The sequence below is a fragment of the Lactobacillus sp. UMNPBX16 genome, from assembly GCF_002553775.1.
In the GTDB taxonomy this organism is placed as follows: domain Bacteria; phylum Bacillota; class Bacilli; order Lactobacillales; family Lactobacillaceae; genus Lactobacillus; species Lactobacillus crispatus.
The window spans coordinates 42,888-68,796 of sequence record NZ_PCYU01000030.1; the positions used below are offsets into that span (position 1 = coordinate 42,888).

A 25,909-nucleotide genomic window follows, 5' to 3' on the forward strand; every position below is an offset into this window, starting at 1 on the left:
TATTAAAAGCATTTAATCTTTTCTATTTATTTTCTAATTATAAACGCAAAGCCGGTCGTATGCAAATCACGACACGGCCTTTTTTAGAAAATTATCCTTGATGAGCCTTAATATATGAAACAGCATCACCAATTGTTTTAATTTTTTCAGCTTCATCATCAGGAATTTCTGCGCCAAATTCATCTTCCAATTGCAAAATAAATTCAACCAAATCAATTGAATCAGCATCTAAATCGTCCATAAAATTAGTGTCTTCAGTGATCTTATCCTTATCAACATCAAAATTATCAGCGATCATGTCTTTGATTTTATTAAAAATTTCTTCTTCTGACATAAAACTTCTCCTTTTTAATAAAACATTGTACTATTTTTCAGCGAATTCGTCTCTAAAATCTGCAACAAGTTTTTCTTTAATCATTTTATCTACTTGCTTAAGAGTGAAATAAATTGGACGTTCATTTGATCTACCGTGGGTTTTAACTACCGGTGCATTAACGCCTAGTAAAACTGCACCGCCATATTTAGCCGTATCAAATTTAGATTTTAAGCTTGATAACGAGCCCTTCACCATTAAGGCACCTAACTTGGTCATTACACCGCCATTTAATAAACTATCTTTTAATAAATGAAGCAAGACGCTAGAGGTTCCTTCAATGTTCTTAAGTACAGCGTTTCCGGTAAAGCCATCGGTTACTACCACATCTGCCTTGCCTAATAGCAATTCATTACCTTCAATATTACCTAAGAAATTCAAATTACTTTCTTTAAGCAATTCATAGGCCTTTTGGTGAACATCATCACCCTTGTCGCTTTCAGCTCCATTATTTAAGAGCATTACTCGCGGATTTTTAATGCCGCGAATCTTCTCAGCATAGTACGAAGCCATTTCGGCCCATTGTAAAAGATATTCTGGCTTACTCTTAGCATTAGCACCAACATCAACCATATTGAAGCCATCGTCACTATTTTGAACAGGTAAAGTAGGCATCAAACCTGGACGAACAATCCCCTTGATTCGACCAATAATAAAAATTCCACAAGCAAGCAATGCACCAGTATTGCCTAAGGAAAGCAACGCATCAGCTTTTCCTTCCTTAACGAAGTTAGCTGCCACAACCATTGAAGAGTCTTTCTTTTTTCTGATTGCCTTAACTGGTTCATCTTCATCAGCAATAACTTCAGTTGTAGGTACAACTCCTAATTGATCATTAATTTGATCTTCAGGGATTAGTTTTCTTAATGATTCTTTATCACCAAATAATAAAAATTTAGTCTCAGGCATTCCAGTTTTAGCTTGTAAAACCGCCTTAACGATTGCATCTGGGGCATTTTCGCCACCCATCGCATCAATTGCAATTGTTCTCATATATTCACCACAATCTTTTCTAAATTCTGTTTTGCTCTAATTGCTTATATTCTAGCACTTGCTTAAGTGCCTTATGTCCTGGATCTGATAAATCAGGATCAGCCGCAACCAAAGCTCGTGCTTCTTTTTGCGCAACGACCAATGTATTGTAGTTATTTACTACATCACCCACACGAAATTCTGGCAATCCTGACTGAGCCTTACCAAACAAATCACCTTCACCGCGCATCTTTAAATCTTCTTCAGCTAATTTGAAGCCGTCATTGGTCGACGCAATAATTTTCATTCTTGCTTTACCTGAATCGGTCTTAGGATCAGCTAGAAAGACACAATAACTTTGTGTTTGTCCTCGACCAATTCGACCACGCAGTTGGTGCAATTGACTTAAGCCAAAACGATCAGCATTATAAATCACCATCATATTGGCATTAGCCACATCAACTCCAACTTCAATCACACTGGTAGTTACTAAAATATCGATCTCACCAGCTGCAAATGCAGTCATAATCTCATCTTTTTGCGCACCTGGCATTTGACCATGAAGCAGGACTACTTTGTGATTAGGAAAATCATGGCTTAATTTTTCATGCAATTCTTCTGCATTTTTTAAGTCTAACGTCTCTGACTCGGTAATCAATGGTGTCACAGCGTAAATCTGAAAGCCTTGATTTAGCTGCTCTTGCATTTGTCGATAGACTTCCTTCATTTGACTACTTGTTTTCCATGTGGAAATAATTGGCTTTCTTCCGGCTGGTAAATGATGTATTTCAGAGACTGTCATATCACCATAAACTGTCAAAGCCAGCGTCCGCGGGATTGGCGTAGCAGTCATTGCCAAAATATCCGGTTGATCGCCTTTATTAATCAAAGCTTGCCTTTGACCTACACCAAAGCGGTGCTGCTCATCAATAATGACTAGACCTAATTTTTTAAAGGTGACACTATCTTGAATTAAAGCATGAGTGCCAATTACCACATTAATCGTGCCATCAGTTAATTCACGGTAGATCTCACGCCGCTCCAGTGTTTTTGTATTGCCTGTTAAAAGAGCTACTCGCACACCTAAAGGACGCAACAATTCATCGATTTTTTTGAAATGCTGAGTTGCCAGAATTTCTGTTGGCACCATCAAAGCCGCCTGATAGCCAGCTGTAATGGCTGCAAAAATCGCATAAACGGCTACAACAGTTTTTCCAGAACCAACATCACCCTGCAAAAGTCGCCGCATTTGACCATCAGAATGCATATCAGCAAAGATTTCATTAACCACATGCTTTTGATCATCTGATAATTCAAATGGCAGAGATTTAGTTAATTGAGCAATTTCTGTCAGATCGTATTTCTTTGCATAACCCATTTGTTTACCATCATTACGGGTCAATAAAGCTAATTGTAATTCAAAAATAAAAAACTCACGAAAAATTGCACTTCTCTTAGCTAGTTCAGCCTCATGACTATTCTTGGGGTGATGCATCTTTTCAATAATCATTTGATCATTGAATAAACGATATTCTTGTCGTAGCTTTTCTGGGACAATGTCCTGTACTTGATCAATAAAATCATCAATGGCTAAATTAATTAGATCAACTAGTTTCTTTTGTTTAACATGTCTATTAACCGGATAGATTGGCGCCATACCACTATCGTTTTCTTTTGCTGCTACAAATTTAAAGGCTGACAAACTTTGCCGGGCAACATTGTATTTACCATAAATAGCTACTTCTTGTCCGATCTCAATTTTATTTTTTAACCACGGCTGATTAAAAAAATTGACCATGATCACATCATGGTCAATTCTCATCTTGAAACTTAAGCGAGATTTCTTATAGCCAAACCGACTAACAAATGCTTCAGTAGCTACTATTCCCTTCAGCATTACTTTTTGACCATCCATGATTTGATCAAGCGGCAACGTTTGTAATTCGTCATAACGAAAAGGAAAGTAAAAGAGCAGGTCATAAATACTATAAATGCCTAAGCTTCCTAGTGCAGCTGCAGTCTTTGTCCCTACACCCTTTAAGTCTGTGACAGGAGCAAATAATGCATTATCAATCATTGTTATTCAACCGATACTAAGAAGTGATATACAGGTTGACCACCATCATGAATTTCAAATTCAAGATCATCATGTTTGGCTTCAAGTTGTTCAACTACTTCTTGTGCTTGCTCTTCACTAGCATCACGGCCAAACATAATTGTGATAATTTCTGAATCTTCATCCAGCATCTTTTCAATCATATCAACAGTAGTCTTAATTAAATCAGCATTGTCAACCTTAATCTTGCCATCAACAATTCCCAAGTAGTCATTCTTATGAATTTCTACTTCATCGATTTCAGTATCACGGGTAGCTTGAGTAACTTCACCTGAAACAACCGTATCTAAGTCCTCTGTCATAGCTTCCACATTATCATCAACAGATGCATCTGGATTGAATGAAAGCATTGCGGTTAAACCCTGAGAAATAGTCTTAGTTGGTACAATACCAACCGGAATATCACTAACTTCAGCAGCCTGCTTAGCAGCCATAACAATATTACCGTTGTTTGGCAAGACAATAGCTTTCTTCGCACCAGACTTCTTGATTGCATCAATAAAGTCTTGAGTTGATGGGTTCATCGTTTGCCCACCCGAGATAATACGATTTACCCCTTCACTTTCAAACAACTTACGAATACCGTTACCTGAAGCAACTGCGATCACTGCAAAATCAACTGCTTCTTGTTGTTCTTCATCTTGGTCAACGATGCTTTCGTGTTGGATTCTCATGTTATCAATCTTGATCTTGCCTAATTGACCAAACTGACTACCGTATTGGAAAACATCACCAGGGTGTTCAGTATGAACGTGAACCTTAGCAATTTCACCATCAGAAACAGCTAATAATGAATCGCCCAAGCCAGACAAGTGCTTTCTAAATTCTTCCAAATCAAACTTCTTTTTATTTGGCACATCGGCATCAAGATCAACCATGATTTCAGTACAGTAGCCATTTTTAATATCTTGAGTAGCCAATTGGCTTTGAACTGAAGATTGGTGGTGCATTGCATTGATCATTTCATCCATTTCATTTTCGTCAGGTTGATATTGATCTGCAAAGTTTTCACCCATTAAGCCTTCCAAAAAGCCTTCATAGATAAACAAAAGGCCTTGACCACCTGAGTCAACTACACCAACTTGCTTCAAAACAGGCAATAAATCTGGAGTTGACTTAAGAGCCTTCTTAGCACCTTCAACTACAGCTTTCATTACTTCAGTTACATCGTCGGTGTCATTGGCTTTAGTAGCACCGGCTTGTGCAGCAACACGAGCTACAGTAAGAATAGTACCTTCAACTGGCTTCATTACAGCCTTATAAGCAGTAGCAACACCATTTGAAAAAGCATTTGCTAATTCCTGTGCAGTTAAGGTCTTCATCCCTTGGGTAGCCTTGTAAAAGCCACGGAATAATTGTGAAGTGATAACCCCACTGTTACCACGGGCACCCATTAGCATACCTTTAGCCAAGCTTTCAGTTAAATCACTAACACTAGTACTTGGATTTTCTGAAACAGCCTTAGCACCACTTTCAATGGTTAAGTTCATATTAGTACCAGTATCACCATCAGGAACTGGGAAAACATTCAAAGAGTTAACAAACTCCGCATTTTTACCAATTCGATGAGTGGCAACACGTACCATATCTCTAAATTGCTTACTATCTATCTCATTTAAAACCACTATTTAAAACCTCCGCTTGTGTTATTCGTCAAGTACCTTAACGCTTTGTACAATGACATTAACGGCCTTAGTGTCTATTCCTAATTGATTCTTCAAATTGAACTTAACACTATCTTGAACATTCTTACTTACTTCAGAAATCTTCAAACCATAACCAACAATAATGTACACATCAACCGTAATTTCGTTATCTTCTGACTTGACAACAACACCGCGCTTATAATTGGCACGATTAAGAATCCCGTCAAATCCATCGCGAATGGCATTCTTTGATGCCATACCTACAACGCCATAGTTAGACGTAGCTGCGCCACCAACAACAGTTGCGATTACACCGTTTGAAATATCAATCAAACCATCTTTTGTCTTGATCTTAACAGCCATGTTTCGTCCTCCGTCTTATTATCTATATATACGTTTATTATTTTATCATAGTAACGACATAATCAATAATTAAAATACACCTGAAAAAATCCTTTTAGTATTGAATTGCGAGAAAACATATGATAATCTAATTAAGTATGACATCACAAATAAAGGAGGTTTAGCAAATGGCAAAAGATTACGTAACAGGTAAGAAGACTACATTCGGTAACAAACGTTCACACTCATTGAACTCAACTCGTCGTGCTTGGAAGCCAAACCTTCAAAAAGTTCGCATTCTTGTTGACGGTAAGCCAAAGCGCGTATGGGTTTCAACCAAGGCTTTAAAGTCTGGTAAAGTTACTCGTGCCTAATAGACCAAGAGCTTGTTAGATCACTGATCTTGCAAGCTTATTTTTTTACTTATTTTAATGATTTATATAAAAAACGGTAAGAAGACCATTTTATTTTGTCTTCTTACCGTTTTACTTTACTTCATAATATTGTGATGCTTATCGTCATCAGGAATTTCGTCGGCCATTCTTTCATCAATTGGCGTGTATGCATACTCAGTAATCATTTCACCCAACTTAGTTGGCAAGCCCAAATCTTGATAAGTTACATTTCTAACTAAGCCATTGGATAGTAGCTACTTCCTTCTTCTTTTTATCAAAAATGTGAACGTGGTTCTTATGCATGTAGTCTTCTACATTTTATTTTGCACGGTCAAGTCTTGCTTCGTAGCGACCGTTTTCGAAACCAGCAATATCTTTTTCAAAGTCAATATATTTCATTTGAATTCCCTTGTTTCTTTTCTATAGTTCTATTTTAACCTATAAATCATGAAAACGATTAATATCTTTAGAATAAATTGCTGCAATCATACCATTTTGCAAGCTAATCCTGAATTCATTACTATTAGGCAAAAATTCATTTGATGAAAAAACACGAGGATAGTTTCCAGAATAGTGCTTCAACTCATATCTTGCACCAATAATATTAAAATCTTCGATTGCTGTTAAAGCTACAAAACCAATATAAGAGTAATTTTTTCTTTTTTCAACAACATGCGTGCCTGCATTAAAAAAGCAAATTAGATTTTGTTGGTCAATCAACGTTACTTTTTTCGCATATAATCTCATTTCAGGATTTAGCAACACTAATAGATTGATCAAAAAATGATCCAATCTTCCACCTGTAGCACCAAAAATCACTAATTCATCCACATGATAATCTTCAAAAGCAATCTGCAACATTAGCTCAGAATCAGTCCAATCCTTGACAGGATTAGAATAACGAATGTCTTGAACATTACTTTCTATTTGGCTTAAGTCATTTTCGTGTAAAGAATCAAAGTCACCTACTGCCACATCAGGGATTATTCCCAGTTCTTCTAAAAACAAGGCACCACGATCAACCCCAATAACTAAATCAGCTTGAGCCAGCTTTTCTTCAATATCTTCAGGCCACAATTCAGTTGGACCGCCCAACAATGCATATGCTTTCATTACTTAATAATCTTTTCTAATTTATGTACTTGACTGCCAACATCACCATTTTCATACAAGTATGAACCAACAACAAATATATTAGCGCCAGCATTTTCAGCTAATTTAATAGTCTGATCATTAATACCGCCGTCGACCTCAATATCAAAATCAGAGCCGACAATCTCTCTAACTGACTTAATTCGACTAACTGATTCAGGAAGAAAACTCTGTCCACCAAATCCCGGCTTGACCGTCATTACTAATACTTGTTTCAGTAATGGCAAATACGGTTCAACCACTTCAACTGGTGTATCTGGACTAATTGCCAAAGCAGCATCAACGCCATTAGAAGCTAAATAATCGAACCAATAATATAACTTAGGCTTGTCCATTGCTTCATAGTGTAGTTCGACCAAATCTGCTCCTGCACTAACAAAAGCTGATACCAACTTATCTGGGGCATCACTCATTAAGTGAATTTCAGCATCTGTCATCGGAAATTCACGCTTGAAATCTTTGATTAGTTGCGGTCCAAAAGATAAATTAGGCACAAAATGTCCATCCATAATATCAATATGAAAACGGCTAATTCCGGCCTGGACTGCATTTTCAATATCATTTTTAAGATCAATATTATTTGCGTTCAAAATTGAGGGTGCAATCATCATCAGCTATTACCTCTATTTTAAATATTCCGGTATGCGACCTTCACTAATCTCAGTCCGCATAGCCAAATAATCTTCATATCTACTTGCCAGAATTTCTCCGGCTTCAAGTAACTTCTTTACTTCACAGCCTGGCTCCTGCAAATGCTGACATCCGCGGAACTTACAGTGAATACTTGCCTTTTTAAACTCAACAAAGTAATTACATAACTCATTCAACTTGATTGGTGTCAAATCAATTGACGAAAAACCTGGCGTATCTGCTAAAAAGCCCGCGCCTAACTTAAAAAGTTCGACCTTTCTAGTAGTATGTTTCCCACGATTCAAGCTAGTTGAGATCGCACCAGTCGCTTGATTAGCATCTTTTTTTAAATGGTTAAGCAAAGTTGACTTACCAGCACCTGACTGTCCTGCTAAAGTCCAAATTTGATTTTTTTCGATCATTTTAGGAATCTGAATTTGCATTTCATGATAATCGGTGAAAACAGGATAACCTATTTTTTGATAATATGCTAAAGCTTGCTTGATTGTGTTTAACTTTGCTTCTGATAGCAAATCTGCTTTAGACAAGTAAATTGTTACACCAACTTTTTGCCAAGAAAAGAAAGTCAAAAAACGATCTAACAGCTCTACAGAAAAATCCGGTTCTACTGCAGAAATTACTAACAAAACATGACTTACATTAGCAACTGCTGGTCGCCCAATTCGATTAATCCGCGGCAAAATTTTCACCAGATAGCTCATTCCTTTATCATCTATCTGAATTTCCACATGATCGCCAACTGCCGGTTTTTGCTTTTTTTGACGAAAAACGCCGCGAGCACGCGTTCTCACGATACCCGCAGCGGTTTCTACATCATAATAACCAGCAATCAAACCAACGACGGTTCCTTGCGCTAGTTTCATTTATTTAGTCACCTTTTCATTCAAAACTGTATCGCCATTGCGAACAACCTTTAATTGTCCACTACCTTCTCTAATGTTAAATGGAATCGAGAAACTCATATCATGCTTAATATACAAGTCACGATAAATATTGTTCAAGGAATGATCATCATCCTTAATATAGATCTGGACATGATCACCCTTGCCATTAACGGATTCTGACTCAGAGTTATTGCTTCCTTTATCATTATCAGGCTTCTCACTCTTAGAAAGATCATCACCAACATAGTCAACGGTAAAGGTCTTAGTTACAGTAGTTTCCTTGTCTTCCTTTGGACCTTTCGAGACCTTGATGGTAACAGTTGAACCACGCTCAACCTTAGTACCCGGACCTGGCTCCATCGAAATTACTAAGCCCTTCTCAACATCATCAGAATATTCTTGATTGATTTGTAAAGTCAGGCCATGTTCTTTGGCATAGTCTTGAGCACTCTTCAAAGAATAATTACTTAAGTCTTTCAAGGTAACCATATTTGAATGTGATCTAGCCTGCTTGCCACGTGAAACTATCAACGTAATTGTAGTCTGGGTCGGCTTAACCTCTACACCTGCAGCAATGCTTTGAGAAATAACTTGATTTTCGTCAACTTTATTAGAATATTGGTCCTCTCTAACTACATCAAAGCCCATATTTTCTAATTTTTCTGCCGCTTCGGCATAGTTCTTCCCAACCATATCAGGAACTTTAACCATGCTAGAACCGCTGGAAACAATTAAATCAACGCTCTTTCCCCGCTCTAGACTATTGCCTGCAGTTGGTTTTGTCGCAATAACCCGGCCTTTTTTTATATCATCTGATTGTCGCCTAATAATTTTTCCAACCTGTAAGCCTGCTGCTTCAAGTTTACTCTCAGCTGCTTTTTCTGCAATATTAGTTACATCAGGAATATTAACATCCTGTCGTTTATTTCCAGTACCACTTAAAGCGAAAATCATCATAAAAATGATTAAACCCGCGGCAATAATTGAGATCAGCCACCACCATTTGTGACTTTTGACATTCTGTAAAAAAGTCTTTTTCTTTACTGGCTTGCTTGATTCTACTGATTCGGTTTTTGCTGGCCCCACCACTTCTTTTTCTTCCTTTTGTGGCTTAAATCCAGGCAATACAATTGTTTTATCATCGTTATTACCATGATATGGTACAAAAACCGGTTCATCTGCCCGTTCAGGATCCAAGCTACTATCCAAATCTGCTTTCATTTCCTGAGCTGTAGCATATCTATCTCGTGGATCTTTCGCGGTTGCCTTTAAAACAACATTTTCCAGCGCTTGTGGTACACTTGAATCTTTCTTGCGAATTGAAGGAATTGGTTCTTGCGCATGCTTCAGTGCAATTGCCACTGGTGTATCACCGTTAAACGGAACAGTTCCTGTGATCAATTCATATAAAATTATTCCCAAGGAATAGATGTCAGATTGTTTAGTAACCATTCCGCCACGCGTTTGCTCAGGAGACATATAATGAACTGAACCCATTACTGAATTAGTTTGTGTAATCGAGCTTTGATTCAAAGCAACGGCAATTCCGAAATCAGCTATTTTAATATTGCCGCGCTTATCCATCAAAATATTCTGTGGTTTTAGATCACGATGAATAACATTGTGCTTATGAGCTAATGCAACTGCACTCAATATCTGATCCATAATTCGAATAATTTCATTTAAATCCAAAGGTGAATTTTTTTGAATATATTCTTTTAGATTAGGACCATCAACATACTCCATTACCATGTATGGCAAACCATGATCGGTACCTACATCAAGTACAGAAACAATATTAGGATGACTTAATTCACTTGTAGCTAATGCCTCTCTTTGAAAACGAGCTTGGGTTTGCGGTTCATTCTGCAAATCAAGGCGTAAAATTTTAACTGCCACCTTACGTTGCAGGATAATATCTTCCGCTAGATAGACATTGGCCATTCCGCCTTCACCTAAGGTATCGATGATGCGGTAACGTTCCCCAAGCAGATAACCTTTATCGATCACTGCTCTCGTCCTCCTTGTTCCAAATTAGGCAGACAGTAATATTATCACCACCACCTAATCGATTGGCCTCACTAATCAATTTATTACAACGTTCTCTTAAGCTAAGCTCCTTAGTTGCCAAAATTTGTTGGATTTGTGGATCGCTAAGTGAATTGGTTAGGCCATCAGTACAGAGCAAAATAATGTCGTTTCCCCCCATCTTGATCTCATCAAATTCAGGATCAATCGTACTTGAGACGCCTAATGCTTGCGTAATAATATTTTTCTGGGGATGGTGTTTAGCTTGTTCTTTAGTAATCTGACCCATCTTAACTAATTCGTTAACCAAAGAATGATCTTCAGTTAATTGGACAAATTTACCTTCAGAATAACTATAAGCCCGAGAATCACCTAAATGAGCAATTAAGGCATTTTTATCAAATGCAAACGCCAATACAATCGTTGTCCCCATTCCATTTAAGTCAGGAAACTTATCAGCAGTCTTTAAAATTGTTTCATTTTCAGAATTTAATTGCACATCAAGCCATTTATGAGCAAGATTAGCATCTGCAAAGTCAGTCATACTAAAATTATGTCCTAAATGGGTGACTGCCATTGTTGAAGCAACGTCACCACCTTGATGGCCGCCCATACCATCACAGACAATTGCTAAGACAATTCCCTTTTGATTTTTAAAAACTTTTACAAAATCTTGATTGCTTTTCCGTACCTTACCAATACTCGAAGCGTATGCTGTTTCAATCAAAAATCTAACCTCGTAACTTAAATTTAGCAATGAAAAATCCATCATTGTCATCTAGATCAGGCATTATTTTCAACATCCCTGTCTTTGATTCAAGTTTAGTTAACTTAAATGGAACTAGTTCAAAGTCAGGATGTGCTTGCAAAAACTTCTTAACTACCTCTTCATTTTCTTCCATTGAAATTGAGCAAGTTGAATAAACCAACTCGCCATTCTTTTTTAAGAGTGAACTTACTGCAGTTAAGATTGCCAATTGAATTTTTTGTAAATTTTGTAAGTCCTGTTGTCTCTTAGTATAGCGAATTTCAGGCTTACGACGCAATAATCCAAGCCCAGAACAAGGGGCATCGACTAAAATTTTGGTAAATTCACCTGCTGCAAAAATCTCTGTAGCCTTACGTGCATCACATGCCTTAGTCTTTACCTTATTTGCAACGTGCATTCTCTGGGCATTATCTCGTACTAAACGTAATTTTTTATCATGAATATCTAAGGCAGTCACATCACCATTAACAATGCTTTCGGCAATTTGCACGGTTTTCCCACCGGGAGCAGAACAAGCATCAAGCACATGCTCATCTTGTTCAAAGTCAAAAGCCTCTACAACTAAACTGGCAGCCTCATCTTGAATTGTTAACTTGCCTTCTTCAAACAAATCACTTTCGCTAATGCCACCGTGACTCAAAATCACATCATCGCTTGATAACTTAGACCATTGTGGTTGATAGTTATCCCGCTCTAACTGGGCAAAAACTTGCTCTTTATCTGCCAACTTTGAAATACGTACACTGTTTTTAGCTGGCTCATTAATACTGTTTAAAACTGATTTTGCTTTGTCTAGGCCCCAGTTATCAATTAAATATTGAACTAACCATTCAGGTACGCTTTCTTTGACACTTAAATATTTAACTGGATTATTTTCAGCTGGTAAAATCACCCCGCGCCTAGTAAACGAACGCAAAATCCCATTTACCAACCGAAAGCCAGCTGAATGTCGCTTGCCATATTGCTTAGCAAGTTTATTAGCCTCATCAAGTACAGCACGATCAGGCACTTTATCCAAAAAAATCAACTGGTAAAGTGACATTAACAATAATGGCTTAATATATTTTTCGGTCAGTTTTGTCCTAACTAAGCCTTTTAACTGATATTCTAAAAACAATCGATACTGAATCGTGCCATAAACAATATTAGTAGCTAAATTTTGGTCTGCAATTGACAAGTTAGAGTGCTTTAAGCTGTTATTCAAACTAATATTAGAATAGGAGCCTTGATCTAAGACCTTGATCAATGTCTCTAAGCTGACTGCACGTGCACTCTTATCGATCGACAATTTCTTCACCTGGGACAAACTTACTACCTTGACCATTTAAAAAGCTCTTGATGTCCATTCTCTTTTTGCCACTTGGTTGAACTTCAAGTAAGTTAAGTACTGAATTATCAGCAAAACTAATGGCAAAACGTCCTTTGTTAGCAACAACAGAGCCGGCATTTAAACTTGATGAATCAGATGCAACTTCTGCCTTCCAGATCTTGAAACGTTTGCCTTCAATCATCAAATAAGCACCAGGATCTGGATTCAAAGCACGAATCATATCGTTGGCCTCTTCTGCTGTCATATCAACATTAAGTTTTTCTTGTTCTTTAGTGATGTTAGGTGAAAAGACGACCTTTTCTGGATCCTGTGGAACCTTTTTAATTGAGCCATCAATAATTGCTGGTAAAGTCTTAAGCAATAAGTCCCGCCCAACAATTGATAATTTACTAAATAAAGTGCCAGCGTTATCATCAGGCTCAATCTTAATTGCTTCTTGAGCATAAATATCACCAGCATCCATCTTCTTAACCATTTCCATAATGGTAATTCCAGTTTCTTTATCACCGTTAATTAGTGAATATTGAATTGGTGCACCGCCACGGTATTTAGGTAAAAGTGAGCCGTGAACATTAACTGCCGCAATTTTAACCGAATTCAAAAACTTAGTTGGTAAAAATTGCCCATATGCTGCAGTTACAATCAAATCTGCATGCATATCAATTAATTTCTGCATTTCGTCTGATCCAGACAACTTAACCGGTTGAAAGATTGGCAAATCATGCTTTTCTGCTGCGATCTTGGCTGGTGACTTAGTAATTTTCTGCTTACGTCCTACCTTTTTATCAGGTTGAGTGACCACGGCTTTAATCTCATAGCCTTCATCAATTAACCCTTCAAGTACTGGAACTGAAAATTCCGGTGTTCCCATAAATATTATTGATGTCATTAAAGCATCCCCTTACATAATTCTCTCTGGTTCATTATCAATAAAAATACTTAAACCATATTTCTTAGCTTCCTGTGCAGAATCTTGAACATGGTGTAATAATTCATTTAAATTTGGTTCTTTTTTATATTTTACCAGTATTTGATAATAATATTGATTTTTTACACGAGAAATTGCACTTGGCGTTGGTCCCAAAATAATCGTTGGCTCATGCAAGTGCTCATTCAAATACCTCTTAATCCTAAAAGCCTCACGAGCTGCATTCTGTTCTTTTTTAGCAGCAATGGAAATCAGCACGGTATAAAAATATGGTGGATAGTTACCAGCATGCCGCATATTCATCTCATAGCCATAAAATCGTTCGTAGTCCTGAGTTTGAGCTAGTTGAATAGCATAATGCTCTGGATTATAAGTTTGAATTAAGACTTCTCCTTCCTTATCAGCACGACCTGCACGGCCAGCTACTTGAGTTAATAATTCAAAAGTCTTTTCAGAAGCATTATAGTCAGAAAGCCATAATCCTGTATCGGCATTGATTACTCCAACTAAAGTTACATTAGGGAAATCTAATCCTTTAGCAATCATTTGCGTACCTAACAAAATATCAGCTTCATGAGCACCAAAGGCATCTAGAATTTTCTTATAGCTACCCTTTCTTCTAGTTGTATCAACGTCCATCCGCAAGATTCGTGCACCAGGCAGAAGCTCTTCTAATTCTTCTTGTACCTTCTGTGTACCTGCACCTAAAAAACGAATTTGCGAGCTTTGGCAATTAGGACAACGTGTGGGCACTGGCTCAGTATGACCACAATAGTGACATTGCATACTGTTAGTATCCTTATGCAAATTTAAAGAAACATCACAGTTAGGACATTTTAATACAAAACCACATTCACGGCAAAGCATAAAATTAGCAAAACCACGTCGATTGAGCATTAAAATAACCTGCTCTTTTTTTGCCAAACGCTTTTTTATTGCATCTACTAGCTCAACAGATAAATCAAATTGACCACCAGCAAACTGCACGTGCTTTAGATCAATCAAATTAACTTTAGGCAATTTCTTTTGATTAGCCCTTTCAGTTAACCGTAAAAGATGATAGACATTTTTTTGGGCGCGTGCACGGCTACTCAACGATGGTGTTGCACTTCCTAAAACCAACGGACAATTATGAAATTTACTACGCCAAATAGCCACATCACGTGCATTATAACGTGGATCGGTTTCTTGCTTATATGAAGACTCATGTTCCTCATCGATCACGATTAAACCAATATTATCTAGTGGAGCAAAAACTGCACTCCGAGCGCCAACGACCACCTTAGTCTCGCCACGACGAATTCGGCGCCACTCATCATATTTTTCTCCCTCAGATAGGGCACTATGTAAAACGGCTACCTCTTGACCAAAACGTGCCTTAACCTGACGAACCATTTGCGGCGTCAAGGAAATTTCTGGCACCAGCATTAATGCATTTCGCCCCTGTTTAAGAGCCTTGCTAATAGCGTGTAAATACACTTCAGTCTTCCCGCTACCAGTAATCCCTTCCAACAAAAAAGTCTCAGCCTGGCGCTGTTCAATTGCTTGGGTGATCTGGTTCAAAGCACCTTGCTGCTCACCATTTAAGGTAACCGCTGTTTTATGTTCTCCGTCATCAAATCCGGATAACGGATCGCGATAAACCTCAACACTTTTTTTATTCAACCAACCTTTGGTAATCGCAGAATTCAAACTCGCCGCCGTCAATCCAAGCTGTTTTTCTAGCTGGCTTTGACTTTTGGGATAGTCCGCTGCATTATCAATGATATCCATCAATAACTTTTTTTGCTTTACCGCATTTTGACGTAAAGTATTGTAAATTTTGGGATATTCCTCTTTTTTTAATGCTAGTTCATATTGATTTTCTTTTTTCTTCTTGGCTCGATTTTCTACCACATACTCAATCTTTGCTTGATCATCTTGCAATAATTTGCGGAATTGCTTAATCTCCGCCAGATCCGTAATTTTATTTAAATCAATTGGATCACCCTGAAACAGCGGCATTTTGGCAGCTCTATCATTAGCTGGCACTAGCAATTTGCGATAATTTGCTCGCATTACCCAAGGTAGCATCGCTTGTAAAATTTTAATTCGGTAAGAAAAAATATTTTTTGCTAAATCAGCAGATAACTTTACCAACTCTGGCGTAAGCGGTGGCATCTCATCTACCACAACTAGCAAATCCTTAAGTTTACCTTTAAATTCACTTTGATCAGTGATCCCCACCACAAAACCTTGCACTTTACGAGGACCAAACGGAACAACTACTCTTGATCCAATCGCAATATCCTTTTCTAATTCTGTTGGAATATGATATTCAAAAATACGGTCTGTTTGCCGTGCAGCTACATCAACAATAACCTGAGCAATCATTTAATCACCTGTAAAAAAGACCTTCACCCCAAAGGATGAAGGTCAATAAATTAATCTTCGAGGTTAACCTCGGCATGAGCTGGGTCAACAGTAACTTTACCAGCAGCAATTTCTTCAAGTGCCTTACCAACAGCCTTATCACACTTAAAATGTTCCAAAGTTGGTGGATCACCAGCTTCAAGTTCATGTGCTCTCTTAGCGGCAAGAACAGATAATGAATAGCGTGAATCAACACGTGACAATAATTTATCAATTGATGGGTAAGTAATTCTCATAATAATTAATCCTCCTTGACCATCTTACGATAGTCATCAATTACACGTTTAACACTGACATGTTCTGCATCGACGATCGCTTTAATATGATCAACTGCATTAGCTACTGTATCATTAACTACTGCATAATCATAGTCTTCCATCTCCAAAATTTCATTGCGCGCTTGCTTAATTCGACCACGAATTACATCTTCTGACTCGGTGCCACGGTGTTCCAAACGCAAATGTAACGTATGTAGATCTGGTGGGGTTAAAAAGATAAACACGCCATCGGGCATCTTTTCACGTACTTTTTGTGCCCCATTAACATCAATCTCAAGTAAAACATCTTTGCCATCATGAAGCATCTTCTTCACTGGTGCAAGAGGTGTACCATAATAGTGACCGACATATTTATTATATTCTAACAACTCACCATTTTTAATAGCCTCTTGAAAGCGATCTTCACTAACAAAAAAATAATCTTGGCCATTAACCTCACCTGGTCGCGGTTGACGCGTAGTCATTGAAACTGAATATTCAAATGGAAAGACTTTGTTTTCAACAATCGCGCTTTTAACAGTTCCTTTACCAACGCCGGAAGGACCAGAAAGCACAAGTAATAAACCTTTATCTGCCATGCTGAACTCCTCTTAACTTGTAATATATCTAGTTTGCACTAAAATTGTTTCTTTTTCAAGTTTTCTCTTTGCATACAAAAAAACAGACAAAATCGTCTGCTCCTTTACTAAATTATTTTCTCGAATGTCTCACACACTACTTCAGTTTCATCTGTGAACTCTCGTCCCAGTTCTTGACATTCGCGCGCAAAAAATTTCTCGTGTACTTTACGCCAAGATTCATATGAGCGATCGCCCTCGCCTTCTAAATAGGCATGCTCAGCTGAGACATTTTTAAATGGCATAATCTCAACAGTCTTATTTTGAATCACACAAACTGGTTCATTTCGTCCATTTAAAACAATTGCGTACATCCCTACAACCGGTACATCTTCTTGCGCAGAATACAGGCTAGTCGTTGCCGTCTTAATTCCACTTTTGACCAAATCACTAAGAATATCTGCATCCCGGCTATTAGCTCCAAAAGCAAAAGCACCTTCTAATGCTGTAGGACTTACTTGATGTTCTACACAAAAATCACGCCAAAATTTACTAATACTAGTCATCTTTAATACTCTTAATCAAATCTGCAGCATTCTTCTTTGCTGCATCGGTTACATCTTGTCCAGCCATCATCTGTGCAATCGCTGTAATGGTTTCTTCCTTGCTAAGTGGGCCTATTTGAGTAAAGGTTGAACCATCTTTTACTTGCTTAGCTACCAAGTAGCGTTGATCACCCGCGGCAGCCACTTGCGGTGAGTGCGTAATTGCAATTACCTGCTTGTTGCGACCGATTGAGTGCATCTTTTTCCCGATAGCAGCCGATACTCGGCCAGAAACTCCCGTATCAATTTCGTCAAAAATCATGGTACCCACTGGTTCAACTCGGCTGAAGATTGCCTTCAAAGCTAAGATCAATCTTGATTGTTCACCACCAGAAACAATTTTAACTAACGGCATCAAGTCTTCACCTGGATTAGGCGCAATCAAGAAGACGATAGCGTCAGTCCCTTTGTCAGTAAAGGTCTTCGTCTCATCAAAGTTAATAGAAAAGCGAGCTTTTTCCATGTAGAGATCAGCCAGTTCTTGCTTGATTTGCTCTTCTAGTGAATGGGCAACTTTCTCGCGTATTAAATGCAGATTTCTAGCTTCTTGGGTCATTCTTTCTTCAATCTTGGCAACTTCTGCTTGCAATTTTTCCTCATCAAGGCCGCCTGTTTCAAATTGACTGAGTTCTTTTTGTACTTTTTGATAAAAAGCAAACACATCAGCCAAGGTTGGGCCATACTTCTTTTTCAATGAATTCAAGGTATCCAAGCGGTTAGTCACATATTGAAAACGTTCCTCATCGAAGTCCATTGCATCCATTAAGTTCGATAATTCACTGCGGGCGTCATTTAAAGCATAAACTCCATCATCAACTGTCTTAGCAAAATCCTTAAATTTTGAACCAAATTCAGTTAAATCAGTTGCAGCATTCTGGGCATCCCCCAATAAAGTCGCAATTCCATGCTCATCGTCATCATACAATTGCATGAAGTAATTCGCCGTATCCGCAATTTTTTGATAATTATTTAGTTCGTTATATTCTTCCTCAAGTTTCTCATCTTCTTGTGGATCCTCAAGGTCGGCTGCTTCCAATTCATTATTCTGAAACTGCAGAATATCTTGCTTCTGAGCTAATTCTTGGGCATCTTGACGCAGGTGCCGCAATTGACTGGTTAGCTTTTGCCATTGAGCATAATCAGTTTGATAAGTGGCTAAATCTGCCTTAAAAGAAGCAGGGGCATAATTATCAACTAGGTCAATCTGCCGGTCCTGATCCATCAAAATTTGCTGATCATGCTGGCCGTGAATATCAACCAAATAGCTACCAATCTCGCGCAAAACATTAATCGTCGTCAATTGCCCGTTAATCCGGACTACATTTCTGCCCTTGACAGCTAATTCACGACTAATCACCAGCTGATCGTCATCGTGCGGCAAACCATATTGATCACACAATTCCGCGATCTTTTCTTTTTGATCATCCAATTCAAACAAGCCAGTAATAATCGCCTTGGACTCACCCGAACGAATCATTTCTTTTTGACCGCGACCACCCATCAGTAATGAAACAGCATCAATAATAATTGACTTACCAGCACCAGTTTCACCGATGATTACCGTCATTTTTTCTTGAAAACGAACCTTTAAGCTTTTAATAATTGCAAAGTTTTTGATATCTAGCTCAACTAGCATAGCTTCACTCCTATAGACCACTTACGGCGCGCTCAACCACTTCAGCTGGGCTCCCTTGCCATAAGTTGCGGCCACCATTTGCTTCGTCTTTTTGTAAATGAATCAAAAATTCAATATTGCCTTTGCCACCTTTAATTGGTGAATAATCAACGCCTAAAACATTGAAGCCGATCTCCAATGCCTTTTGCATGGTGTGCTCGATTACCGCCTTGTGCACTTCATGATCATGAACAATACCGTGTTTACCGACATTCTCAGGGCCAGCTTCAAATTGTGGTTTAATCAAACAAACGGCATCACATTGATTCTTCAAAATTGCATACATCGGTGCCATGATCAAATCTAACGAGATAAAGGACACATCGGTCATTGCAAAATCTGGCAGTCCTTGATCAAAATCTTCCGGCTTCGAATAGCGGAAATTCTGCTTTTCCATCACCACTACACGCGGGTCGTCCCGCAATTGCCAAGCTAACTGGTTGTAGCCAACATCCAAGGCATAGACCATCTGAGCACCGTTTTGTAAAGCAACATCAGTAAAACCGCCAGTTGATGCACCAATATCCAAACAAATTTTATCTGTCAAATCAATGTTAAAAACCTTCAATGCTTTTTCCAGTTTAAAGCCACCACGGGAAACATACTTCTTGCCATCATCTTTAACATAGAACTTCTCGCCTTCAGGAAACTTAGTTCCACTTTTATCAATGCGTTGATGATTATGATCAGAAACTAGCCCTGCCATAATCGCTCTTTGTGCAGCTGAGCGGGAGTGAAAAAGGCCTTGTTCTGCTAATAAAATATCTGCTCTTTGTTTTGTCATTTATAACACCTTTTGATAAAGATCTAAAAAGCCAGTTAGCACTTCGCCATTTAGTCCATGCAAATCATCTTGTGCTTGCTTAATTAAGTCAGTTAGTTCTTTGCGACTTTGATCAATTCCTAACAAAGTTAAAGTATTATTCTTTCCTTCAGCTTCATCCTTGTGCGTAGCTTTACCAGCTTCTTCGCTAGTCTCAACCACATCAACCAAGTCATCATAAATTTGGTATGATCGGCCAAAAACTTTAGCAAAGTCAATCAATTTTACTTTTTCAATGTCACTAGCTTTTGCAAAAATAGCAGCCATTTCGACACTAGCTTGAATTAAGCATCCTGTTTTTAGCCATTCCATCTTGTTAATGAACTTAGCGTCTCCAGAAACACTAGCATTATTGGTTGAATCAATATCCAAATATTGTCCACCAACCATTCCGTTTGGACCCACTGCCTTAGTAATTAATTCTACCAATTGAGCTGAATTACTACCTTCAGCAATCCATTGAATTCCCATTGGCAAGAGCGCATCCCCGGCCAAAATAGCCTCAGCTTCACCCCATTTTTTATGACTGGTCAACTTGCCACGACGGTAATCATCGTTATCCATAGCAGGCAAATCGTCATGAATCAGTGAATAAGTGTGAATCAATTCAATTCCACAGGCAATTCGAACTTCAGGTTCCTCAATTTTTTTACCTAATGTGTTAAGTGTTGCTAAAAACAATAATGGACGCAAGCGTTTGCCACCAGCCATCACTGAATAAGCCATAATCTGGCTAATTTTCTGATCTTTCACTTCACTAGCCAAATGCTTAGCTAAATAATCATCAATTATTGGTGTCCATTGATCTTTAAAATAAGTGAATGCTGTCATAATTATTCCTCTGGTGCTGATGCATTATTTGGATCCAGCTTGTGTTCTGTCCCATCGCTATCAATTAACTTAGCTACAGTTTCTTCTGCACTATTGAGTTTCTTTTCCAAATCACGACTAATCTTCACGCCTTCTTGAAATTCCTTCAAGGCATCTTCCAAAGGGACATTACCATTTTCCAAATTTTGTACAATTTGTTCCAAACTAGTTAACTGTTCTTCAAAATTATTTTTCTTTACTGCCATTTTGTTCTTCCTTTATCTTTGTAACTACCGCATCAACTTGTCCATCTTTAAAATGCAATAACAAACGATCATCTTTTTGCACTTGTTTAACGGAACTGATTGTTTCACCATGCTCATTAGTTGAATAAACAAAGCCACGCTCTAATGTCTTCAAGGGACTGTAATCATCTAACTGTTGCATTACTTGAGTAAAAACATTGCGCTTATTCTTTAAATAATGCTGCATATTATCAATCATCCGCTGCTGCAAAAATTGTTTTTGCTGCTGCAGCTGATTAATTTTTTTATCAGGACTGACACTAAATAAACGCTGTTTTAATAATTGATAACTTTGTGCAGAATGCGTTACGCGATTTTGCATACTATTTTGCAAACGTTGTTTTAATTGATCAACCTGCTGAATTTGTTGGTCATATAACCTAGTTGGTTCTCGCATGATAACAGAAGTTTGCACCCGGCTTAAACGATCACGCTTTGACCGAATAATATTTTGCATACTAGCAACTAATTGACTAGTTAATTGCTTAATATGAGCAAGTTCATCCAGCGTATTTGGCGTAGCATATTCAGCCGCCGCAGTTGGAGTCGCTGCACGTGCGTCGGCAACCAAATCACATAAAGTAGTGTCTGTTTCATGACCTACCGAAGAAATTACCGGCATTGGCATAGCATAGACTTGACGCACAACTTTTTCCTCATTAAATGGCCACAAATCTTCTAGTGAACCACCACCACGGCCAATAATCATTACGTCATACTTGTCACCTTGTGCTGCAATTTGCTGCATCGCCCTTATCAAAGAATCTGCCGCAGTATCACCTTGTACTTGTGCAGGATACAGGTCAATTTCTGCATGTGGGAATCGCCGATTAGCAGTAACCATAATATCGTGAATAACTGCCCCAGAAGCACTAGTAACTACTGCAATTCGATCAGGAAAATGGGGTAATGGCTTTTTATGAGCAGGATCAAATAATCCTTCTTTAGCTAATTTGGCTTGTAATTGCTTCAATTGCTCATATAATGCTCCAAGACCTGCTGGTTCCATCTGCTCAGCATAAAACTGATACGAGCCCTGTGGTCCATAAACGCTAACATAGCCAACCACATAGACTTTCATTCCCTCTTCTGGCTTAAATTTCACCTTTTCAAAGAAGGAACGGAACATTACTACATTAATCTTCGATTTTTCATCTTTTAACGAAAAATACTGGTGCGAATTACGGCGATAGCGAAAATTAGATAGCTCGCCTTGTAAGAAGACTTTGTGCAAATATGGGTCATTCTTAAATTTTTGCGTAATATAATAATTTAAATCAGTAACCGTTAAATATTTATTCTCGGCCATTTTGTCTCCTAGTCAATTTAACTACTGCTTCCATTAAAAATTGCACTGTAAGTGGGCCTACCCCACCAGGAACGGGAGTAATGTAGCTAGCCTTTTCTTTTACATTGTCAAAATCAACATCACCAACTAATTTACCATTAACATGATTCATGCCCACATCAACAACAACTGCTCCATCTTTAACCATATCAGCAGTGATCAAAAATGCTTGTCCAGTAGCAGATACAACTATATCAGCTTTTTTTGTGATTTCCCCTAAGTTCTGAGTATGTAAGTGACAAATAGTAACAGTTGCATTTTGCTCAAGCATTAGAGCTGCAAGTGGTTTACCTACAATATTACTGCGCCCAACAACCACAACATTTTTGCCATCAAGCTTAATTTGATAGTGCTTTAATAGAGCAATAATTCCCTCAGCTGTAGCTGGTTCAATAAAATGATCTTCCATCCACAAACGACCAATGTTAGCTGGCGTTAACCCATCAACATCTTTATTAGGATCTATTCTCTCTAGTAACTCATCTGCATCAATTTGCTTTGGAGCTGGTAACTGTACCATTACTCCATTAATTGTTGGATCGGCATTTAATTTATCAATCAAAGCCAATGCTTCTGCTTGCTCAGTATCAGCAGGCATTTGATAAATATCTTGAATGATGCCCATTTTTTTAGCACGCCGTTTTTTAGTACGGACATAGATCTTGCTAGCAGGATCATCCCCAATATTTATTACGCAAAAATGTGGCGTTATTCCTTTTTCTTTTAAATTCTTAACCTTTTCTTTAAGATTTTGTCCCAATTCATTTGCAAATGCTTTACCATCAAGAATTTCTCCCATTAATTTTGTCTCCTTTATAAAAAAATAACCGGCAAAACTGCCGGCTATTCATCGCTATTTAACAAAGTTTGCTAACATCCCATTAATAAATGGTTTCTCTTTAGGCTCAGCAAATTCGTCACATAAATTTAAAGCTTCGTTAACTGCTGCCTTAGCATCAATCTCATCACTATGATTGATTTCAAACAAAGCGACTTCCATGATAGCTACCACAGTTTGACTTACACGTTCAAGACGCCAGCCCTTTTTCAAATGACTAGTTAGTTCAGACTGTAAATTTTTGCGATCTTCTAGTACGCCTTCGATTAACTTCTTAGAATAGGCAGAAAGCTGTTTTAAATTAAGCGTTGCAACGACTTTTGCTTCAACTTCTTCGGCAGTTAAATCTGGCTCCTGATTAGCCAAATAAACGGCTTGCATAGCAACTTTTCGACTTTCGTGTTGGTTCATTATTTTTCTTCTTCGTCCTCCGGAAACAGCTCTGATGTAGTCTGGTCAGTATTCTCATCTTCTGGGAAAACTAAACCGACAACATGAACGTTGATTGCCTTCAGCTCAAGATCAGTCATTTGCAATAATTGTGCCTTCAACTTCTTTTGCAACGTCATTGCAACCTTAGGAACGTTAACGCCGCTTTCAAGATAAACATAAATATCAGCAATTAGCTTATTATCGTCATCAACACTAATATTTACGCCCTTACCATGATCTTCACGACCGAAAACCCAGTTTAAGCCTGATTTCAAACTGCCGCGCATTCCGGCAACACCATCAACTTTTTCTGCAGCAATACCCAAAATAACTTCTAGAACACTTGGATCAATTTTAATTTGCTCGCTGTTTTCTTCACCACTTAAAAGAATTTTTGAACTATCTGCCATTTTGTTACCTCAAATAAACTACTTATTTGCACGTGATACGTAAGTACCATCAGCAGTGTTAATAGTTAAAACGTCACCTTCGTTAATGAAGAATGGTACGTTAACTACTAAACCAGTTTCCATAGTAGCTGGCTTACCACCACCTGATGAAGTATCACCCTTGATGTTAGGTTCAGTCTTAGCAACCTTCAAATCAACCGTGTTAGGCAATTGGATACCTAAAGTTTCACCTTCGTGCATAACTACGTTAACAATCATGTTTTCCAATAAGTAATTAGCTTCATCGCCAATTTGTTCATTTGGAATTGCTAATTGATCGTAAGTAGAAGTATCCATGAATACATAACTTGAGCCATCATTGTACAAGTATTGCATTGATTTAGTTTGAATGTCTGCAGTTTCAACCTTAGCAGTTGAACGGAAAGTATATTCTTGTACAGCACCAGTTCTCAAACTCTTAAGCTTTGAACGTACAAAGGCACTACCCTTACCTGGTTTTACGTGTTGGAATTCAACAATGCGCCATAAATCGTTGTTGTATTGAATAGTCAAGCCATTCTTGAATTCGTTTACTGAAATCATTGTCATATTAAGTCCCTCATTTCTACAATTATTATCTTACCAATCTTGAAGCTTTTTTACCATAAATACGATAAATTAAATAGCTATTATAGGGAAATCAATTCATCCTTTGGCAAAGTGGATAAAGTTTCAGGCGTTTGATCATGGACCAAAATATCGTCTTCGATTCTAACACCGCCCTTGTCTGGCAAGTAGATTCCTGGTTCTACGGTATGAACCATATTATTGACCAATTTAGTAGTTCTAAAAGGTAAAGCTGGTTGACACAATTCGTGAATTTCAAGACCAATGCCGTGACCGATACCGTGTCCAAAATACTGACCGTAACCTTGTTCTGTAATATAATCACGTGCTGCTTTATCAACATCATATCCAGTATTACCTGCAACTGCCGCGGCAATGCCGCGGCGCTGTGCTTCATGCACAATATCATAAATCTTATGCATTTCAGCATCAACTTCACCTAAGGCAACGGTTCTAGTAATATCGGCCGCATAGCCATGATAAAAACTACCAAAGTCAATGACAATCATATCGCCTTCGGCTAATTCTTTGTCACTAGCAACGCCATGAGCCCAAGCCGAACGCACACCGGAAGCTACAATTGTATCAAAATCAGGGCCATCGCCGCCATTAACTTTAAATAGGTAGTCCAATTTAGCACCAATTGCACGTTCTTTAACGCCAGGCTTAATCATCGGCAAAATACCTTTAAAGCTTTCCATTGAAATATCAATTGCTTTGCGCAATGCTGCAATTTCAAGATCATCTTTAATATTACGTACTCGTTCAACCAATTCTTCAACCATCACAAATTCAAGTTCTGGATTTAGTTGCTTAAGTTTTTCATATTCACTCGCTGAAACGAATTCACCTTCAACTAAGACCCTCTTGACGTCCATTTTTTTCAAGGCCTTAGTAAGTTCTTCATAATCACTAGAATGTTTCATTACAACATCCATTTCGCCAGGTGCTTGTGCTTTAATCTGTCCAGCAAAACGAGAATCTGATAAAAGTACTCGTTCGCCACTAGCAGTCAAAATTAATTGTGCTTCTTCCCCTGTAAAATTGGTTAGATATCGATAATTAGCTTGATTAAAAATAATCAATGCATCTGCATTTGCTTCTTTAATTAAATCAGTTACATGCTCAATTCGCTGGTTAATTAAGGATAATAATTCTTGCCTATTTTCCATCTCAGAGACCCTCTTTTTGTATGATATTGGTTTAATTATACATGTTTCTGGG

The 25,909-nt window shown here is 38.0% G+C and carries 27 protein-coding genes and 1 pseudogene; 1 reads left to right on the forward strand and 27 read right to left on the reverse strand.

Translation table 11 applies throughout. From position 1 onward, the window contains the following. Positions 1 to 91: 91 nt before the first annotated feature. From acpP to CP367_RS07760, 5 genes are read right to left on the reverse strand one after another with little or no spacing between them, the layout of a single operon-like run. On the reverse strand, positions 92 to 334 hold the full coding sequence (gene acpP, locus CP367_RS07740; RefSeq protein ID WP_089145970.1) for an acyl carrier protein: 243 nt from the start codon (positions 332 to 334) through the stop codon (positions 92 to 94). A 30-nt stretch (positions 335 to 364) separates the two neighbouring features. Further along, positions 365 to 1,366 (reverse strand): phosphate acyltransferase PlsX, encoded by a 1,002-nt coding sequence (gene plsX / locus CP367_RS07745; protein ID WP_089145971.1) that lies wholly within the window; start codon positions 1,364 to 1,366, stop codon positions 365 to 367. A gap of 19 nt (positions 1,367 to 1,385) precedes the next feature. Beyond that, positions 1,386 to 3,422: an ATP-dependent DNA helicase RecG gene (gene recG / locus CP367_RS07750; RefSeq protein ID WP_089145972.1), complete on the reverse strand. Its 2,037-nt coding sequence runs from the start codon at positions 3,420 to 3,422 to the stop codon at positions 1,386 to 1,388. Positions 3,423 to 3,424: 2 nt separating this feature from the next. Beyond that, positions 3,425 to 5,086, reverse strand: a complete 1,662-nt coding sequence (locus tag CP367_RS07755) for a DAK2 domain-containing protein (RefSeq protein WP_065989484.1) — start codon at positions 5,084 to 5,086, stop codon at positions 3,425 to 3,427. Positions 5,087 to 5,107: 21 nt separating this feature from the next. Beyond that, a complete protein-coding gene (locus tag CP367_RS07760) occupies positions 5,108 to 5,470 on the reverse strand; it encodes an Asp23/Gls24 family envelope stress response protein (protein ID WP_005719370.1) in 363 nt (120 codons plus the stop codon). Between the two features lie 167 nt (positions 5,471 to 5,637). Between CP367_RS07760 and rpmB the strand changes: the two genes are divergently transcribed. Then, positions 5,638 to 5,823, forward strand: coding sequence for a 50S ribosomal protein L28 (rpmB, locus tag CP367_RS07765; protein WP_005719372.1), 186 nt, complete (start codon positions 5,638 to 5,640; stop codon positions 5,821 to 5,823). Positions 5,824 to 5,939: 116 nt separating this feature from the next. On the opposite strand, the pseudogene CP367_RS11205 reads toward rpmB, so the two are convergent. The 22 genes and pseudogenes from CP367_RS11205 to CP367_RS07875 form a co-directional block, all read right to left on the reverse strand. Next, positions 5,940 to 6,243, reverse strand: a pseudogene (locus CP367_RS11205) (hypothetical protein). A gap of 39 nt (positions 6,244 to 6,282) precedes the next feature. Next, positions 6,283 to 6,957 carry a thiamine diphosphokinase gene (locus tag CP367_RS07775; RefSeq protein ID WP_089145973.1) on the reverse strand — a complete coding sequence of 225 codons (675 nt, stop codon included), beginning with the start codon at positions 6,955 to 6,957 and terminating at the stop codon, positions 6,283 to 6,285. After that, on the reverse strand, positions 6,957 to 7,607 hold the full coding sequence (gene rpe / locus CP367_RS07780) for a ribulose-phosphate 3-epimerase (protein WP_089145974.1): 651 nt from the start codon (positions 7,605 to 7,607) through the stop codon (positions 6,957 to 6,959). Before rpe ends, CP367_RS07775 begins: the two co-directional genes overlap by 1 nt. A 12-nt stretch (positions 7,608 to 7,619) precedes the next feature. After that, a complete protein-coding gene (gene rsgA, locus CP367_RS07785; RefSeq protein ID WP_013086532.1) occupies positions 7,620 to 8,510 on the reverse strand; it encodes a ribosome small subunit-dependent GTPase A in 891 nt (296 codons plus the stop codon). Then, positions 8,511 to 10,541: a Stk1 family PASTA domain-containing Ser/Thr kinase gene (gene pknB / locus CP367_RS07790; protein ID WP_089145975.1), complete on the reverse strand. Its 2,031-nt coding sequence runs from the start codon at positions 10,539 to 10,541 to the stop codon at positions 8,511 to 8,513. It lies immediately after the preceding gene. Next, on the reverse strand, positions 10,531 to 11,286 hold the full coding sequence (locus tag CP367_RS07795) for a Stp1/IreP family PP2C-type Ser/Thr phosphatase (protein WP_005719381.1): 756 nt from the start codon (positions 11,284 to 11,286) through the stop codon (positions 10,531 to 10,533). The genes pknB and CP367_RS07795 overlap by 11 nt, the downstream gene beginning before the upstream one ends. Positions 11,287 to 11,290: 4 nt before the next feature. After that, positions 11,291 to 12,652: a 16S rRNA (cytosine(967)-C(5))-methyltransferase RsmB gene (gene rsmB / locus CP367_RS07800; RefSeq protein ID WP_089145976.1), complete on the reverse strand. Its 1,362-nt coding sequence runs from the start codon at positions 12,650 to 12,652 to the stop codon at positions 11,291 to 11,293. Continuing rightward, complete coding sequence (fmt, locus tag CP367_RS07805) at positions 12,603 to 13,547, reverse strand: methionyl-tRNA formyltransferase (RefSeq protein ID WP_057726642.1); 945 nt, start codon at positions 13,545 to 13,547, stop codon at positions 12,603 to 12,605. The genes rsmB and fmt overlap by 50 nt, the downstream gene beginning before the upstream one ends. 12 nt (positions 13,548 to 13,559) lie before the next feature. Beyond that, on the reverse strand, positions 13,560 to 15,959 hold the full coding sequence (gene priA, locus CP367_RS07810; protein WP_089145977.1) for a primosomal protein N': 2,400 nt from the start codon (positions 15,957 to 15,959) through the stop codon (positions 13,560 to 13,562). Positions 15,960 to 16,009: 50 nt separating this feature from the next. Beyond that, entirely contained in the window at positions 16,010 to 16,234 is a 225-nt protein-coding gene (rpoZ, locus tag CP367_RS07815) for a DNA-directed RNA polymerase subunit omega (protein WP_003547927.1), read from the reverse strand. Positions 16,235 to 16,239: 5 nt separating this feature from the next. Continuing rightward, positions 16,240 to 16,854: a guanylate kinase gene (gene gmk / locus CP367_RS07820; protein ID WP_005719389.1), complete on the reverse strand. Its 615-nt coding sequence runs from the start codon at positions 16,852 to 16,854 to the stop codon at positions 16,240 to 16,242. Between the two features lie 107 nt (positions 16,855 to 16,961). Continuing rightward, positions 16,962 to 17,399: an ASCH domain-containing protein gene (locus tag CP367_RS07825; protein WP_005719391.1), complete on the reverse strand. Its 438-nt coding sequence runs from the start codon at positions 17,397 to 17,399 to the stop codon at positions 16,962 to 16,964. Further along, positions 17,392 to 19,074: a DNA repair protein RecN gene (recN, locus tag CP367_RS07830; protein WP_013086537.1), complete on the reverse strand. Its 1,683-nt coding sequence runs from the start codon at positions 19,072 to 19,074 to the stop codon at positions 17,392 to 17,394. Before recN ends, CP367_RS07825 begins: the two co-directional genes overlap by 8 nt. A gap of 10 nt (positions 19,075 to 19,084) precedes the next feature. Then, positions 19,085 to 19,897, reverse strand: a complete 813-nt coding sequence (locus tag CP367_RS07835; protein WP_089145978.1) for a TlyA family RNA methyltransferase — start codon at positions 19,895 to 19,897, stop codon at positions 19,085 to 19,087. After that, positions 19,898 to 20,767 carry a polyprenyl synthetase family protein gene (locus tag CP367_RS07840; protein WP_005719395.1) on the reverse strand — a complete coding sequence of 290 codons (870 nt, stop codon included), beginning with the start codon at positions 20,765 to 20,767 and terminating at the stop codon, positions 19,898 to 19,900. A 2-nt stretch (positions 20,768 to 20,769) separates the two neighbouring features. Continuing rightward, the gene (locus CP367_RS07845) at positions 20,770 to 21,012 is read right to left on the reverse strand and encodes an exodeoxyribonuclease VII small subunit (protein WP_005719397.1); all 243 of its coding nucleotides are present in this window, start codon (positions 21,010 to 21,012) and stop codon (positions 20,770 to 20,772) included. Further along, positions 20,993 to 22,360 carry an exodeoxyribonuclease VII large subunit gene (gene xseA, locus CP367_RS07850; protein ID WP_089145979.1) on the reverse strand — a complete coding sequence of 456 codons (1,368 nt, stop codon included), beginning with the start codon at positions 22,358 to 22,360 and terminating at the stop codon, positions 20,993 to 20,995. The genes CP367_RS07845 and xseA overlap by 20 nt, the downstream gene beginning before the upstream one ends. Further along, positions 22,347 to 23,198, reverse strand: coding sequence for a bifunctional methylenetetrahydrofolate dehydrogenase/methenyltetrahydrofolate cyclohydrolase (locus CP367_RS07855; protein WP_068813881.1), 852 nt, complete (start codon positions 23,196 to 23,198; stop codon positions 22,347 to 22,349). Before CP367_RS07855 ends, xseA begins: the two co-directional genes overlap by 14 nt. A 54-nt stretch (positions 23,199 to 23,252) precedes the next feature. Next, positions 23,253 to 23,648: a transcription antitermination factor NusB gene (gene nusB / locus CP367_RS07860; protein ID WP_005719403.1), complete on the reverse strand. Its 396-nt coding sequence runs from the start codon at positions 23,646 to 23,648 to the stop codon at positions 23,253 to 23,255. Further along, entirely contained in the window at positions 23,648 to 24,079 is a 432-nt protein-coding gene (locus CP367_RS07865; protein ID WP_005719405.1) for an Asp23/Gls24 family envelope stress response protein, read from the reverse strand. The genes nusB and CP367_RS07865 overlap by 1 nt, the downstream gene beginning before the upstream one ends. Positions 24,080 to 24,097: 18 nt before the next feature. Then, entirely contained in the window at positions 24,098 to 24,667 is a 570-nt protein-coding gene (gene efp / locus CP367_RS07870) for an elongation factor P (RefSeq protein WP_005719407.1), read from the reverse strand. 80 nt (positions 24,668 to 24,747) lie between these two features. Continuing rightward, positions 24,748 to 25,857 (reverse strand): Xaa-Pro peptidase family protein, encoded by a 1,110-nt coding sequence (locus tag CP367_RS07875; RefSeq protein WP_089145980.1) that lies wholly within the window; start codon positions 25,855 to 25,857, stop codon positions 24,748 to 24,750. Positions 25,858 to 25,909 lie beyond the last annotated feature (52 nt).